The sequence below is a fragment of the Ruegeria sp. CDSC054 genome, assembly GCF_059610645.1.
This window is the reverse complement of record NZ_JBXWOA010000001.1, coordinates 488,910-504,280: the sequence shown is the minus strand read 5'-3', so window position 1 is coordinate 504,280 and position 15,371 is coordinate 488,910. Positions and strand designations below refer to the sequence as shown.

Sequence of the window (15,371 nt, the reverse complement as noted above, 5' to 3'; positions counted from 1 at the left end):
CACTTGCTTGAGAATTGACGCAGACGCGCAGGTTATCCACTTTTTCTCTGAGGTCACGGAATGAGGGGGTTTGACACATCTGAGTTCGCAGCACGTACGGAACGCGCGCAAAACAAGATGCAAGCCTCTGGTCTGTCGGCCCTTTTGCTGACGACGGAACCTGAGGTCCGATATTTTACCGGCTACCTGACGCGTTTTTGGGAAAGCCCAACACGGCCCTGGTTTCTGATTGTACCTGCCAGTGGCAAGCCGATTGCGGTGATCCCTTCGATCGGGGCCGCGCTTATGGCCGAGACATGGCTCGACGATATCCGAACCTGGGCTGCGCCGGATCTGGCCGACGATGGCATTAGCCTTTTGGCTGATACACTCCGCGAGGTGACGCCCGACGACGCAAAGATCGGACTACCAGATGGGCATGAAACGCATGTCAGGATGCCGTTGGCAGACCTTCGACGTCTGCAACAGACAGTCGGTCAGCGAGACCTTTGCGGCGATGAAGGGATCGTACGCGCGCTGCGGATGGTGAAATCATCAGCGGAGATTGCAAAGATTGAAACGGCATGCGCCATCGCCGGGCGTGCCTTTCAGCGGGTTCCCGAAATCGCCAAAGAAGGCGTGGCGCTGGATGCTGTGTTTCGCCGGTTTCAAATGCTGTGCCTGGACGAGGGGGCCGATTGGGTTCCCTACCTTGCCGGTGGTGCGGAACAGGGTGGGTATACCGACGTAATTTCCCCGGCATCTGATACGCTGCTGCAGCAAGGCGATGTCTTGATGCTGGACACCGGCCTGGTTTGGGATGGGTATTTCAGTGATTACGACCGCAACTGGTCAATAGGGTCCGCGAGCCAGCAGGTTAAGTCGGCCTACAGTGCTTTGATTGAAGCATCGGATGCGGCATTCGAGATTGCGCGTCCGGGCGCCACGGCGGCTGACTTGTTTCAGGCGATGAACTCTGTGCTGTCGCGCCACGATGCTGACACTGGGGCAGGGCGTTTGGGGCATGGTTTGGGGATGTCTTTGACAGAATGGCCATCTCTCATTCCAACCGACCACACAGTTTTGGAACCAGGCATGGTCCTGACGCTTGAACCGGGCATTGCCGTGGGTGGAAAGATCCTTGTCCACGAAGAAAACATCGTCATAACCGAAGAAGAGCCCCGCTTTCTTAGCCCTCGCGCTGGTATGGAGTTGCCCGAGATATGACGCGATTACCCTATACAGTTGATGCAGATGATCCCGCCACGCCCCCAATGGGTCTGATCGTCTTGCAGACAGACGAGACCCTTGAGCCGGAATTCAACGCGTATTTTTCTGATCGTAGCTGTCCGATTTATGTCTCCAGAATTCCCAGCGGCAAAGAGGTGACGACAGATACTCTGGCGGAAATGGAAACCGCGTTACCTGCCGCTGCCGATCTGTTGCCCAAGACCCGACCATATCGTGTGGTTGGTTATGGCTGCACCTCTGCCAGCTCGGTTATCGGCTCGGATCAGGTCGAACAAATGGTTCAAAAAACTTGCGAGGCAGAGGTTGTTACAAACCCATTGCGCGCGGCCTCGGCCTGCGCCCACGAACTTGGCGTAGCAAAGTTTGCACTTTTGTCGCCATATATCGAAGAAGTGAACGATCCCTTACGCCATGCATTTGCGCAAAATGGCATTTCGATGGATGTTTTTGGCACATTCGGCGAAGCCGAAGAGGCCAAAGTCGCGCGGATTTCACGGAAGTCTCTGATTGAGGCTGCAGTGAGTCTTGGGCAGGATGATTCAGTTGAAGCTGTTTTTCTAAGCTGCACGAATCTAAGAACTTTTGATGTTATTCCGATTGTGCAGGAACGCCTTAAAAAACCGGTGCTTTCCAGCAATCAAAGCCTTGCGTGGCACATGCGCAAGTTGAATTCTGCCTGAAAACTCTGCTGCTTCCTTTTTAATCGTTACCTACGTGTCATATTTTGGTTGCGTGCCGCACCCTGCATGTCCTTAAATGGCCTCGACAAGTCTTTGAGATCCGGATGAACCGGGCAGGCAAGGACTGCACAGGGGAGACTAATCGGTAAATGTCCAATGACGCAGCGTTCGTCGAGTTTCAGCATGTCCAAAAATCTTATGATGGCGAGATCCTTGTTGTAAAAGACCTTAACCTTTCCATGCCGAAAGGTGAGTTTCTTACAATGCTTGGGCCCTCGGGTTCCGGCAAGACAACTTGCCTGATGATGCTGGCAGGATTTGAAACAGCCACCCATGGCGAGATTATGTTGGACGGGCGACCGATCAATAATATCCCACCGCACAAGCGCGGTATCGGCATGGTTTTCCAAAATTACGCTCTTTTTCCGCACATGACGGTGGCAGAAAATCTGTCGTTCCCTCTGGAAGTGCGGAAAATTGGCAAAGACGTAAGAGAAGAAAAGGTCCGCCGGGCGCTTGATATGGTGCAGATGGGGGCCTTTGGCAGCCGTCGACCGGCGCAATTGTCTGGGGGTCAGCAGCAGCGGATTGCCCTTGCCCGCGCGCTGGTGTTCGAGCCCGAGCTGGTTCTGATGGATGAACCACTGGGCGCGCTCGACAAACAGCTGCGTGAGCATATGCAGTTTGAAATCACGCGTCTGGCCCATGAACTTGGGATTACGACGGTCTACGTGACCCACGACCAGACCGAGGCGCTGACAATGTCAGATCGCGTTGCGGTATTCGACGATGGGCGCATTCAACAGCTTGCGCCGCCGGATCTGCTGTATGAAGAGCCTGAAAACAGTTTCGTTGCCCAGTTCATTGGTGAAAACAATACATTGGAAGGCGTTGTTAAATCAATCAACGGCGACGAATGTGTTGTGGCGCTGGATGACGGATCTGAAATTGACGCCAAGCCGGTCAATGTCCATGCGGCAGGTGATCGGACCAAAGTGTCAATCCGGCCTGAGCGGGTGGAATTCAACAAGGATCGCCTGCACGCCGATGCGCATACACTGAAGGCAACGGTGAAAGAGTTCATCTACATGGGCGATGTCTTCCGCTTCCGTCTGTCGGTTGCCGGGAATGACGACTTCATCATCAAGACGCGAAACGCCCCGGACGCTATCAAGCTGTCACCGGGCCAGGAAGTCGAAATCGGCTGGCTTGCGCGCGACTGCCGGGCATTGGACGCCTGATCAGGAATTGCCCCGCTCATGGCACCATATTGTGCGGGGAAAGGCATGGGAGGGTTACCCCGTGGCCCAACCGCAATGATCAAGATAAACGGGAAAAAACAGGGAGTTAACGATGAAAGTTACTAAAACCACTCTTATGGCGGGTGCGATTGTGGCTGTTGCCGGCGCCGCGTCAGCCGAAGAGATGACGATCGTCTCTTGGGGCGGCGCATATTCAAAGTCGCAGCTGAAAGCCTATCACGAGCCCTATTCGGAAAAGACCGGCGTAACCATTCTGAACGACGATAGCTCGGCCGAAGCGGTTGCGAAGCTGCGCGCGATGAACGAAGCGGGCAACGTCACCTGGGACGTAGTTGATGTTGTGGCCGCCGACGCCATTCGTCTGTGCGACGAAGGCCTGGCGCTGGAAATCGACCCGGATACCATGCTGGCACCTGCACCGGACGGAACCTCGGCTGCCGATGATTTCGGTGACTTGTTGGTCAGCGAGTGTTTCATCCCGCAAATCGTTTATTCGACCACATTCGGGTATCGTACGGATCTGGTGGGTGACACCCCGCCATCGGATGTTTGCGCGGTCTTCGATCTGGAAGCCTATCCTGGCAAGCGTTCGCTTGAAAAGCGTGCCATCAACAACATGGAATGGGCTCTGATCTGTGACGGCGTTGCCAAAGACGACGTCTATGACGTTCTGGCGACTCCTGAAGGGCAAGATCAGGCCCTGGCCAAGCTGGACACAATCAAAGACAACGTTGTCTGGTGGTCTGCAGGCGCGGACACTCCGCAGTTGCTGGCTGACGGTGAGATCATCATGGGATCGACCTACAACGGTCGCCTGTTCAGCGTGATCGAAGAGCAGAAGCAACCCGTTGCAATGCTGTGGGATGCCCAGATCTTTGATTTGGATGGTTGGATCATCCCCGCCGGCCTGAGCGAAGAGCGTCAGAAGCGCGCGCTGGACTACATCATGTTCGCCACCGATACGCAGCGTCTGGCGGATCAGGCCAAGTACATCTCGTACGGTCCGGCCCGTGCATCTTCGGCTCCGCTGGTCGGTCAGCACGCCGATCTGGGTATCGACATGGCACCGCATATGCCGACCGATCCGGAAAACGCCAAGAACACTTTCCTGTACAACTATGAGTTCTGGGCTGACTATCGTGATGACATCGAAGCAAAGTTCCAGGCTTGGCTGGCGAAGTAATCGCTGATTGAACCAAAAAATCTGCCGGGGCCAAATTGGGCCCTGGCGTCAAAAAATCAAGGAACGCAGATGAGCGACGCAACTCAATCAGGTCCGATGTTGGCGGCAGATGGTACGCCGCTGAAGAAATCACTGGCGCGTTCATTGCGTCGGCGTAAATTGCGGGCGTTGGCTCTAGTTGCGCCACTTTTGCTATTTGTACTGCTATCATTCGTCATACCTATCATTTCCATGCTATTCCGATCGGTCGAAAACGGGATAGTCTCAGAGACACTTCCTTTGACTGTCGTTGAGTTACAGCAATGGGACGCCGAGAGCGGGGAATTGCCGGACGAAGCTTTGTATGAAGCATTTATTCGCGACATGGTTGTTGCCGTTGACGCCAAGCAACACACAAGACTAGGTACCCGCTTGAACTACGAACAGACGGGAATGTCGTCGATGTTCCGAAAATCTGGACGCCAGATCAAGCGGTTGGATACGGAAGCTGACGCCCCGTTCAAGGAAAAATTGATCGAAATTCACGATGGTTGGGGGGACGTGGACACGTGGCGCGTGATCAAGACGCACGCGGTGCCGATCACCAATGGATACTTTCTGAACGCTATTGATATGCAGCGCACACCCGAAGGGGCGCAAGCGCAACCCGAAGATAAGCGCATCCTCATCAAGCTGTTCGGCCGGACATTGTTCATGTCGCTGATCATTACCGGGGCCTGTATTCTGCTGGCCTATCCAGTTTCTTACCTGCTCGCCAATCTGCCGATGCGGGCTTCAAACATGCTGATGATTTTGGTGCTGCTACCATTCTGGACCTCGCTGCTTGTGCGCACCTCCGCCTGGAAAGTGATGTTGCAGCAGCAGGGTGTGATCAACGAAACGCTGGTCTGGCTGGGCTTTGTTGCCGATGATGCGAGGCTGGTGATCATCAACAATCAATTCGGCACAATCATTGCGATGACGCATATTCTGTTGCCGTTCATGATCTTGCCGATGTATTCGGTCATGCAGACGATTCCACCGTACTACACCCGTGCGGCCAAATCCATGGGTGCCACCAACTGGACGACCTTCTGGCGGATTTACTTCCCGCAATCGATACCTGGTATCGGTGCGGGTTCGATCCTCGTGTTCATTCTTGCCATCGGATACTACATCACACCCGAGATCGTTGGCGGCACCAAAGGTGTCTTTATATCGAACCGGATTGCGTACCACATCTCATCCTCTCTGAACTGGGGACTGGCTGCGGCGCTGGGGACGATCCTGCTGGCGGTCGTTCTTCTACTCTACTGGTGCTACGACAAGATCGTCGGCATTGATAACGTCAAGCTGGGATAAAGAATATGGCAGCACTTACACCAATATCCCGCAAACCGTTGTCGGTGGTTCTGCCGGCTGTCGCAATCGCCGGAGGATTTCTGGGCATGTTCGTCGGAGCCGGGCAGGACAACGTTCTGCTGGGCATCCTGATCGGCGCTGCTTTGATGGCAGGGCTGGCATGGCTGTATATCAACGTGCTGGACAACGAACGCGTTGCGCGCTGGATTACGATACTTGGTCTTGCTGCAATTGGGTTTTTCTTCGCAGGCATTACAGGCTTGATCGTCGGGCTGCTGGCGGGGTGGTTCTTCGCCTTCTTCATCTTCTGGCTCTACGAGGGGCGCTATCGGCAAAAATTGCTGCCTTACATGACGGCTGGTCAGGTGTTGTGGCATTTTACTTTCCGGGTGATCTGCGGGGCAATCTTCGTGTTCCTGATCACGCCGATCCTTGTGGTTCTGCCGCTGTCTTTCAATGCGCAGGACTTTTTCACCTTTACGCCCGAAATGTTGCGTCTGGACCCTGAAGGGTATTCGCTGAAGCATTACCGCGATTTCTTCACCAACAATGAATGGCAGCGTAGCTTCAAGAACTCGCTGATCATCGCACCAATTGCGACCATCATTTCGGTATCGCTGGGCACTCTGGCGGCGATAGGTCTCAGCCAGTCGCATGTTCCGGGGCGTCGGGCCATTATGGGCATTCTGATCTCGCCAATGATCGTTCCGCTGATCATCTCGGCCACGGGTATGTTCTTTTTCTACAGCGACATCGGCCGCTTTTTGGAAGGTACGCTGGGCATGAACAAGAACTTCGTCGGCTATGTGAAAGTCGTGCTGGCCCACGCGGTTCTGGGGATTCCCTTCGTCATCATCACGGTGACCGCAACGCTGGTCGGGTTTGACCAATCCCTGACGCGGGCTGCTGCGAATATGGGTGCAGGTCCGGTGCGGACGTTCTTCAAGATCCAGATGCCGCTGATTTTGCCGGGTGTAATCTCGGGCGGATTGTTTGCCTTCATCACTTCGTTTGACGAAGTTGTGGTGGTTCTCTTTGTCGGATCAGCCAGCCAAAAGACATTGCCTTGGCAGATGTTCACAGGCCTGCGTGAACAGATCAGCCCGACCATTCTGGCCGTTGCGACCATCCTTGTCGTGATCTCGATCGCGCTGCTGACCACGGTCGAACTGCTGCGGCGGCGGTCTGAACGCCTGCGGGGGCTCACCCCGGCTTGACGCGACTCAAAAGCTGATTTAGCGATTTCACCATGCTCCCCGGTCACGATGGCGTCGTGACGCAACGCGGGGTGCATGGCTCTCGGATCCCGAGGCCGCTCGTCCTGAACGCCGGGACTTGTGGCCGGGCGATGCCAGTCCGGCGTTGAGGAGAGTCAAAGATGGAAGATCTAAACAACCGCCCCGAGTTTTTCACCTGCCATAACGGTGACAAAGCGCCGTTGCCATTCAGCCGGGCGGAGTACGAGCGTCGCCTTGCCAGCCTGCGCGCGACCATGGCGGCACGGGACATTCCCGCAGTTCTGCTGACGTCGATGCAGAACATCGCTTACTACTCGGGCTTCCTGTACTGCTCGTTTGGTCGCCCTTACGGCTGTGTTGTAACGCAGGATGCCTGTACCACGGTTTCGGCCAATATCGACGCCGGGCAGCCCTGGCGCCGGTCGGTCGAAGAGAACGTGATCTACACCGATTGGAAGCGGAACAATTACTGGCGTGCCGTGGCCAGCCTGATCGGGTCCGCGCGCCGGGTCGGTATCGAGGGGGACCACATGACCCTGGCAATGCGCGACACTGCGCTGGATATGCTGGGGGCACCAGAACTGATCGATATCGCGCCTGATACGATGGCTGCACGGATGGTGAAATCAGCCGAAGAGATCGAATTGATCAAAGGTGGCGCGCGTACTGCAGATGTTGGTGGCGCAGCTATCCACGCCGCGATCCGTGAAGGCGCGACCGAAATCGAGATCGCCATGGCTGGGCGTGACGCAATGGAAGCCGAGATTGCCCGCGCCTATCCGGATGCCGAATACCGCGACACATGGGTTTGGTTTCAGTCAGGCCTGAATACAGATGGCGCACATAACCCGGTCACCAAGCGCGCGTTGGAAAAGGGCGATATCCTATCCCTGAACACTTTCCCGATGATTTCAGGTTATTACACAGCGCTGGAGCGCACTCTGTTCCTAGGCGAACCCGACGTCGATAGCCTGCGCATCTGGAAAGCCAACGTTGCCGCGCATGAGTTGGGTCTGAGTCTGATTAAACCCGGCGCGACCTGCTCGGGAATCTGCGAAGAGATCAACCGTTTCTTTGCCGACGAGGGTCTGCTGCAGTACCGGTCCTTTGGGTACGGCCACTCCTTCGGTATCCTCAGCCATTACTATGGGCGCGAGGCAGGTCTGGAATTGCGTGAAGACATCGACACGGTTCTGGAACCCGGCATGGTCGTCTCGATCGAACCGATGCTGTGGATTCCCGAAGGTCAGAAGGGTGCAGGCGGATACCGGGAACACGATATTCTGGTGGTCGAGGAAACCGGTGCCGAAAACATTACCGGCTTCCCCTATGGCCCTGAACACAACACGATCAGTGCATAATTGATCTGGCAGGAAGGGCGGTCAGCCCTTCTTGCCACGTTCGTGGAAGATGAATCCGATGAAGTTCAGCAGAACCTGAGCCGCCAGAATCTGCGTGCTCTCGGTCGGGTCGTAATTCGGAGCCACTTCGACCAGGTCGATCCCGACTACGTCTCCGCGTTTCGCAAGCCCCTGACTTATCTCCAAGACATCATAGTACTGGAACCCGCCGTGGCTGGGCGTGCCAGTGCCAGAGGCGATGGACGGGCAGAATGCGTCGATATCAATCGTGACATAATACCGGGCGCCTTCCGGGATGCGCGCCAACACGCCATCTGTACCGAGCTTGCGCACTTGCCGAACAGACAAAATGTCCGACCCACGGGCGCGGGCGTCCTCATATCCTTCTTTGGCGGTTGACGACACGTTCCGGATGCCCAGTTGCGTCATGCCCGAAACGTATGGCTTTTCAATTGCACGCCGCATGGGGTTGCCGTGTCCGGCGGTCACGCCATGCCGTTCGTCCACGAAATCCAGATGTGCGTCGATCTGAACAACGTGGATGGGTCCGTTTTTTTCGCAATCTTTCTCGAAAGCGTTGATACACGGGATGTTGATCGAGTGATCTCCACCGATAGTGACGGGCAGGGCGCCCGCGTTCAGCATCTTTTCCACACCGAACTGAATGTTCGCGTGGCTTTCTTCGGTTTTGGTGTGAATGATATCCGCATCACCGATATCGACCATCCGGACGGACGCATCCAAGTAGGTAGCATCATCCTCGTGATCATACGCGCCTGCGTGCCCAAAGCTGAACAGGGTCGACGCCTCTCGCACCGCCCTTGGGCCGAAACGGGCGCCCGAACGCCATTGCGTGCCGAAATCAAAAGGGGCTCCCATGATGGCGACGTCGGCTTCGATTTTGTCCCAATCCTCGACATACGGAGCCTTGCCAAAGGTCGAAATGCCCACAAACGGAAGGTTGAGGCGGCCGCCAGAATATCCATGAGACGTCATTCCAAGAATCCTGTTTATTGTTTTCCCAGCGCAGCTTAATCGGGGCTTCTAATTCTGAATAGGCATAACGCAATGCTTATTGCCCAAGCGCGGACTTGATTGTCCGCCTCACCGGTGTGTATCTGGCGTAACCGCTTGAAAGGAAACGCCGTGGGACGTCAGGAATTGCCACCAGAGACGGGTGCCTTTTTTATCAATCTAGATCGGGTTCCAGCGCGCCGCAGTTTCATGGAAACGCAGTTCAATCATGCCGGCTTGGAGGGTGCCACCCGGTTCAGCGCGACGGATGCCCAGATACCCGGAGTCGTGGACGCCAGTGGTTATGTTGCCGGAACGGGCAGTCGCTGGGGTTTGACGCAAAGCGAAGTCGCCTGTTTCGAAAGCCATCGCGCGGTTTGGCAGACTGCGGTGGATCAAAGCCTGAATGCGGTGGCCATTTTCGAAGATGACGTCGAAATGTCTGTTCAGGCAGGATCTGTGATTTCTGCACTGTTAGAGGCCCCGAATGCCTTTGACATGGTGAAGCTGGACTATTCCCCCAAGCCCCTTCGTTTTGGTCCAGAGACGCATATCGCAGGCGTAATCGTCCGGCCCATGCTGGAAATGGCGCCGAGTGCGGCCGCCTATGTGCTTTCTCAGCGGGCCTGCCAGAAACTGCTGAATTGGTCCGAAAAGTATTCGGATCACCTGGATGATTTCGTCTCCATCCCACGGTCGGATTGGCGGATGTATCAGTGCTGTCCGGCTGTTGGGGTGCAGATGATCTGGTCGAAACAGCAAGATCACACGGTCGAAGAGGTGAAGGTCAGTGAACGATCCCAAGACCAGAAAACCAACAGCGGGCTGGATAAGGGGCCGCTTTGGTTCCGCCTTCGGCGGGAATTGGTCGCGGCGCGGCGCAAGCTGTATTGGCGCATGGGGGGGCAGACGCGATTGCTGGAACAGGGGGGATATGTCGGGTTCATCCCCTGCGCCGACGATCTGGGCGTGTAAATTCAAGCCTCACCAACGCCACCTAAACGGACATCCCGCGTTGCATCCGCGTCATAAGCGTTAACAAAACTGTCAATATGATATAATCTCGTGACGTTAGTGGTGAATAACGTTTGGGTTATGTGTCGTGGGGCAGACAATTTACGAAAGATACGGTGGTTTCAAAACGATCTCGCGGATCGTGATGACCTTTTACGAAATGGCGTTGGAGTCCGATCAGATCGGCGGTCATTTCGAAGACATAGACATGCCCCGTTTGATTGATCATCAGACCAAGTTCGTTTCGTCCCTGGTTGGGGGACCTGCATCCTTTAGCGATGACAGGATCGAGGCGGTTCATCGTCACCTGAACATCTCTCACGCCGATTTTGATGAGATGGCTGCGCTTTTCAGAGAAGCCCTGTCGATGCATGGAATGGAAGACGCGCATATAAAAATTGCCCTTGATGCCATCGAGTCAAAACGAGCCATCATCGTGGCACGCGACGCCGCATGAGTATTCTGGCCATAAACGAACAGCTGCTCCGCGCGATCGGTGTCGGCGTCGCTGTTGTGCGGGCTTCGGATTTGGGTTTCGTGTTTCACAACGGTCCATTTACCGAGTGGTTTGGGGCACCGGCCGAAGGTCAGACCCTGTTGGATTATTTTCCCGACCTTGATCCAAAAGAGCTTGAAGACGTTAAACAATCCGGCCTCCGCTATTCGGTCGAGCTGCAGGTCAAACCCAAGCGCCGGACGCTGATATTTGCGGTCGCGGTGTCCTTGGCAAACGGCCTTTCCGAACAGGTGCTGGTGGTCGAATTTCAGAACATCACCCGCATTCGCGAGCTTGAGAGCATGATCGACAGCTATTCGACCATGGTCGAACGTAACACGCGCGAATTGGAACGCGAGAAAGAGCGGGTCGAACGGCTGCTGTTGAACCTCATGCCACGCGCTGTGTACGAAGAGTTCAAGACCTTTGGTGTCGTTACGCCGCAGCTCTACGATCAGGTCTCGGTCGTGATGCTGGATTTTGTGGGCTTTACGGATTTTGCGGCAAAGACCGACCCGACTGTGACACTCAGCGAGTTGAACGATGTTTTCACGGCCTTCGACAGGATCGTCGAACAATATGGGTGCGAACGGATCAAAACTATCGGGGACGCTTATCTGGCGGTCTCGGGTATGCCGGACGCTACACCGGATCATGCGACGGCCGTGGCCCATTGTGCGGTGCGGTTCTTGCGATATCTCGAACGGCGCAACGAAAGCCATCCGCATAAATGGCAGGCTCGGATCGGTCTGGGAATGGGGCCGGCTGTCGGCTCGGTCGTGGGTATTCAGAAATACGTCTACGACGTGTTTGGTCCGGCCGTGAACATTGCTTCACGCCTGCAAGTCTTTGCAAACCCAATGAATATTGTCGCCCCGGAAGAGATGAAATACGCGTTGATTGACGAGTTCCAGGTCTCGGATATTGGGCCGGTGGATATCAAGGGCATGGGGCAGATGGATCTGATTAACGTCACCTCGGGCCTTAGTGTTCCGGCACCAAGGCCCAGGTTCTAGCTCGAACCTCAATCGTCCTGCGGAACCAGACCTAAACCTCGCAAATATATTCCAATGCCACTTTCCAACAGATCCTCTGGCGGAAATGGAGAGCTGGCACCTGTGTTTCGGGCATAAAGCTCAACAACGCCATGGCTCATGGCCCAGATATGAGCACTGAACATCGACGCAGGTGGCCGTTTTTCTGGCGGGATGTGTTGCGAAAGATCTGCGGCCGCTTTCTCCAGGACGCTCTTGGCCCGGTTCGCGGCCAGCGCCAATTCAGGCGTTCGGTTAACGGAAATCCCGCTTTCGAACATGGCGATGTAGTGACCAGGGTGCTTGCGGGCAAAAGCCAGATAAGCCCGACCGGTTGCCTCAAACGCAGCAAGGGCCGAGGGTTGGCCCGTGTCGTAGGCGTACTGCATCAAGTCGGCAAACATCTCGAAACCCTGCCGGGCGGCCTCGGCAATCAGGTCCTCGCGTCCCTGAAAGTGCCTGTATACAGCTGCAGGCGTTACACCCGCGGTCTTTGCGGCCTCGGAAAGGGTAAAGCCTGTCGGACCTTTTTCTTCGATCAGCGAAAGAGCGGCCTCGATCAGGGCTTGCTTGAGATTGCCGTGGTGATACCCGCGTTTCGCCATGCCTGTGTCACGAGCCTTTTTGTTTAAGTTCCGGGGAACCAAGACATAATCCACGCCTGCCGGTTCGTCCAACCCTTGGCAGCAATGGAGCGCGAAAATGTCATCACTCGTCCAACACCTCGGGTCCGCCGCAAATCAGTGGATCGATCTTGCCAATAGCCTTCTTGTCTTTTTCATCATATTCCAGCGCGTGCAAAACAGTTCGTATTGCCGCGATGCGGGCGCGTTTTTTGTCGTCTGAGCGAATGATGGTCCAAGGGCAAAGGTCTGAGTGACTGCGGGTCAGATTTTCCGAGATCGATTGCGTGTACTCGTCCCACTTACCAAGCCCCGCAATGTCGATTGGGCTAAGTTTCCATTGCTTTAGCGGATCTGTCTCACGTGCCAGAAAGCGGTTCAGTTGCTCCGCGCGCCCGACGTTAAGCCAGAATTTGAACAGTTTGATCCCGTCATTCACCAGTCCGGTTTCAAGCGGCAGAACTTGCCTGAAAAAACGTTCGCGTTCTTCGGGTTCGCAAAAACCAAAGACGTTTTCGACCACACCGCGATTGTACCAGCTGCGGTCAAAGAACACGATTTCGCCTGCCGCAGGCAGATGTTGAACGTAACGTTGGAAGTACCATTGGCTGCGTTCGGTATCAGAGGGTTTGCTGAGCGCCACGTTGCGGGCGCCGCGCGGATTTAGGTTCTCGCGAAAGCGTTTGATCGTACCACCTTTTCCGGCGGCATCGCGGCCTTCGAAAATGATTGCAACGCGATTGTCTGTTTCCCTGACCCAGGATTGCATTTTGACCAGTTCGATCTGCAGCAAATCCATCTCTTTGTCGTAATCCTTACGCTTCATTCGTTCTTCGTAAGGATATGTCGGGTTTAGAATGTCGTCTTTCTTTGCGTTTTCAATGGCTGATCGCACCTCTTTCGGGGCGTCCTTGCGGAAATACTTTTCAATGGAACCTTTTTCCGAACGGGCCATTAGCTACCTCGCCATAAAATCCATATCCTACTATGGATTAGCTGGCGGTTTAACGCAAACCCGCTCGCTCGGCCGCGCGGTCGATAGCTGATGCGACCTCGGGGGCAGCCACAACCTGCGGCATGTGACCAATACCCGGAAGCTCGATCAGTTCCGCGTCAGGGATTTGGTCGACCAGTTGTTCTGCATGCCAGGCAAACTTGACAGTGGTGTCAGCCGTTCCGTGAACAACTTCGGTCGGTACGGAAATTTCCCCATATCGGGGTTGCAGGGCGCGAACTTCGTCCAGCAGGTTGGCCCGTTGCTTGGCATTCGCATGCATCGAGGCGCGTCGCATCGTCAGGCCGGGGCCGAAATGCTGAGCATACCCTGCGGGTGCCGTCTGCGGGGCAAAGACTTTGTCCAGCGCTTGTTCCACGTACCATTCAGGGACAAACGCGGTGATCAGGGGCAGGGCCAGCGTATTGCCCGCTTCAGTCGACGCCAGTTTGTTGAAACCGTCCAGCGGCGTCTCCCACGGGATCGCAGCCGGTGCGATCAAAACAAGGGCAGAAATGTTGTCGGGCCGGGTGACCGCCCAAGCCAGCGATACGGACCCGCCATAGCTTTGCCCTGCAACAATAGGTTTTTTCGCCCCTAATTTGGCTGCAGCCTTTTGCAGGATTAACGCTTGTTCTTCAATGGTTTCGCCGTCCGGATTGAAGCTATCGCTATAGCCCAGACCGGGTCGGTCGAACACGATTACACGGAAGTTCTCGGCCAGGATCGGTGCAAGAGCAAAGGTCATGTCACGGGTGTTACCGCTGGATCCGTGGATCAGAACCACATCGGGGCCGTCGCCCATGACCACCGCATGGACGGCGATACCGTCGACCATCACCATTTCACCCTCGGGGGGAAACCGAGCCTCAGCCGCAGCCTCATTCTGTGCTGCGCGCCAGACTGTGAGCAGAATCAGACCCGATAGGACGAGGGCAAGGAATATCAGAACTTTAATGACCAACGTCTTCCATGTTGAACGGTGTGGACTGGTAAATCTCGTTGATCCAATTGCCATAAAGTAGATGCGCATGGCTGCGCCATCTGTTTTGCGGCGGTTGTGATGGATCGTCGTCTGGATAGTAGTTCATCGGCACGTTGATGGGTGTCCCGTTCGAGACATCGCGATCATATTCCTGCTTCAACGTATCACTGTCATATTCGAAATGGTTGAAGATATAGATCGCACGATGCGAAGGGTCCTCGACCAGACAGGGGCCGACCTCATCACTGCCCAACAATGTCGTCAGGCCGGGCGCGCTGTTGATCTCAGATTGGTTCATTGTGGTCCAGCGGCTGACCGGGATCACGCAATCATCAGAAAACCCACGCAAAAACGGGGAAGAAGGGGCCAGATTCTGGTGCCGATAGCAACCAAACGCCTTGGCATCGAGCGCCTGTTTGTCGATGCCGTGGAAATGGTTGATCATCGCCATCCCACCCCAGCAGACGCCAAAGGTGGAATGGACGTTCGTCTGCGTCCATTCGAATACTTCGGTCATTTCGTCCCAATATGTGACGTCATCGAACTCCAGATGCTCGATTGGCGCGCCCGTGATGATCAGGCCGTCGAATTTCTGATCCTTAACCTCTTGGAACGGTTGATAGAATTCGGCCATGTGATCAGCGGCGGTGTTTCTGGTGCGATGTTCGGTCATGCGGATCAACGACAGGTCAATCTGCAGAGGCGTGGCACCAATCAGGCGCGCGAACTGGTTTTCGGTCTGAATCTTCTTGGGCATCAGATTCAGCAATCCGATCCGCAAGGGGCGGATGTCCTGACGCATTGCCTGATCCGCAGCCATGACCATGACGCCCTCTTTGGTGAGAACGTCGTAAGCGGGCAGGTCGGAAGGGATCTTGATCGGCATCAGGTGCAAGCCTTTGGAGTTACTGTGTAG

The 15,371-nt window shown here is 55.4% G+C and carries 15 protein-coding genes; 10 read left to right on the top strand and 5 right to left on the bottom strand.

The window, feature by feature from the left end; translation table 11 throughout:
- Positions 1–60 precede the first annotated feature (60 nt).
- From AC2FGC_RS02515 to AC2FGC_RS02485, 7 genes are all read left to right on the top strand, one after another.
- Entirely contained in the window at positions 61–1,206 is a 1,146-nt protein-coding gene (locus tag AC2FGC_RS02515; protein ID WP_496781372.1) for a M24 family metallopeptidase, read from the top strand.
- Positions 1,203–1,910 (top strand): maleate cis-trans isomerase family protein, encoded by a 708-nt coding sequence (locus tag AC2FGC_RS02510; RefSeq protein ID WP_496722528.1) that lies wholly within the window; start codon positions 1,203–1,205, stop codon positions 1,908–1,910. Before AC2FGC_RS02515 ends, AC2FGC_RS02510 begins: the two co-directional genes overlap by 4 nt.
- A 149-nt stretch (positions 1,911–2,059) precedes the next feature.
- Positions 2,060–3,151, top strand: coding sequence for an ABC transporter ATP-binding protein (locus tag AC2FGC_RS02505; RefSeq protein ID WP_496781371.1), 1,092 nt, complete (start codon positions 2,060–2,062; stop codon positions 3,149–3,151).
- A 112-nt stretch (positions 3,152–3,263) separates the two neighbouring features.
- Positions 3,264–4,355 (top strand): extracellular solute-binding protein, encoded by a 1,092-nt coding sequence (locus AC2FGC_RS02500; protein ID WP_496781370.1) that lies wholly within the window; start codon positions 3,264–3,266, stop codon positions 4,353–4,355.
- 69 nt (positions 4,356–4,424) lie between these two features.
- Positions 4,425–5,696 carry an ABC transporter permease gene (locus tag AC2FGC_RS02495; RefSeq protein ID WP_496722532.1) on the top strand — a complete coding sequence of 424 codons (1,272 nt, stop codon included), beginning with the start codon at positions 4,425–4,427 and terminating at the stop codon, positions 5,694–5,696.
- A 5-nt stretch (positions 5,697–5,701) separates the two neighbouring features.
- On the top strand, positions 5,702–6,913 hold the full coding sequence (locus tag AC2FGC_RS02490) for an ABC transporter permease (RefSeq protein WP_108858770.1): 1,212 nt from the start codon (positions 5,702–5,704) through the stop codon (positions 6,911–6,913).
- A gap of 161 nt (positions 6,914–7,074) precedes the next feature.
- Positions 7,075–8,295: an aminopeptidase P family protein gene (locus AC2FGC_RS02485; protein ID WP_496781369.1), complete on the top strand. Its 1,221-nt coding sequence runs from the start codon at positions 7,075–7,077 to the stop codon at positions 8,293–8,295.
- Between the two features lie 21 nt (positions 8,296–8,316).
- On the opposite strand, the gene speB is transcribed toward AC2FGC_RS02485, so the two are convergent.
- Complete coding sequence (gene speB / locus AC2FGC_RS02480) at positions 8,317–9,291, bottom strand: agmatinase (protein WP_496781368.1); 975 nt, start codon at positions 9,289–9,291, stop codon at positions 8,317–8,319.
- 150 nt (positions 9,292–9,441) lie between these two features.
- Between speB and AC2FGC_RS02475 the strand changes: the two genes are divergently transcribed.
- The 3 genes from AC2FGC_RS02475 to AC2FGC_RS02465 all read left to right on the top strand — a co-directional run bounded on the left by AC2FGC_RS02475 (position 9,442) and on the right by AC2FGC_RS02465 (position 11,835).
- Positions 9,442–10,284, top strand: coding sequence for a glycosyltransferase family 25 protein (locus AC2FGC_RS02475; protein ID WP_496722539.1), 843 nt, complete (start codon positions 9,442–9,444; stop codon positions 10,282–10,284).
- A 127-nt stretch (positions 10,285–10,411) separates the two neighbouring features.
- Positions 10,412–10,780, top strand: coding sequence for a group I truncated hemoglobin (locus AC2FGC_RS02470; protein WP_199528462.1), 369 nt, complete (start codon positions 10,412–10,414; stop codon positions 10,778–10,780).
- Positions 10,777–11,835, top strand: coding sequence for an adenylate/guanylate cyclase domain-containing protein (locus tag AC2FGC_RS02465; protein WP_109311633.1), 1,059 nt, complete (start codon positions 10,777–10,779; stop codon positions 11,833–11,835). Before AC2FGC_RS02470 ends, AC2FGC_RS02465 begins: the two co-directional genes overlap by 4 nt.
- Before the next feature lie 8 nt (positions 11,836–11,843).
- On the opposite strand, the gene AC2FGC_RS02460 is transcribed toward AC2FGC_RS02465, so the two are convergent.
- From AC2FGC_RS02460 to metA, 4 genes are all read right to left on the bottom strand, one after another.
- Entirely contained in the window at positions 11,844–12,458 is a 615-nt protein-coding gene (locus tag AC2FGC_RS02460) for a TetR/AcrR family transcriptional regulator (RefSeq protein WP_058271885.1), read from the bottom strand.
- 103 nt (positions 12,459–12,561) lie between these two features.
- Positions 12,562–13,431, bottom strand: coding sequence for a polyphosphate kinase 2 (gene ppk2, locus AC2FGC_RS02455; RefSeq protein ID WP_496722542.1), 870 nt, complete (start codon positions 13,429–13,431; stop codon positions 12,562–12,564).
- 49 nt (positions 13,432–13,480) lie between these two features.
- A complete protein-coding gene (locus AC2FGC_RS02450) occupies positions 13,481–14,434 on the bottom strand; it encodes an alpha/beta fold hydrolase (RefSeq protein ID WP_496722544.1) in 954 nt (317 codons plus the stop codon).
- Entirely contained in the window at positions 14,424–15,341 is a 918-nt protein-coding gene (gene metA, locus AC2FGC_RS02445; RefSeq protein WP_058271457.1) for a homoserine O-acetyltransferase MetA, read from the bottom strand. The genes AC2FGC_RS02450 and metA overlap by 11 nt, the downstream gene beginning before the upstream one ends.
- Between the last annotated feature and the right edge of the window lie 30 nt (positions 15,342–15,371).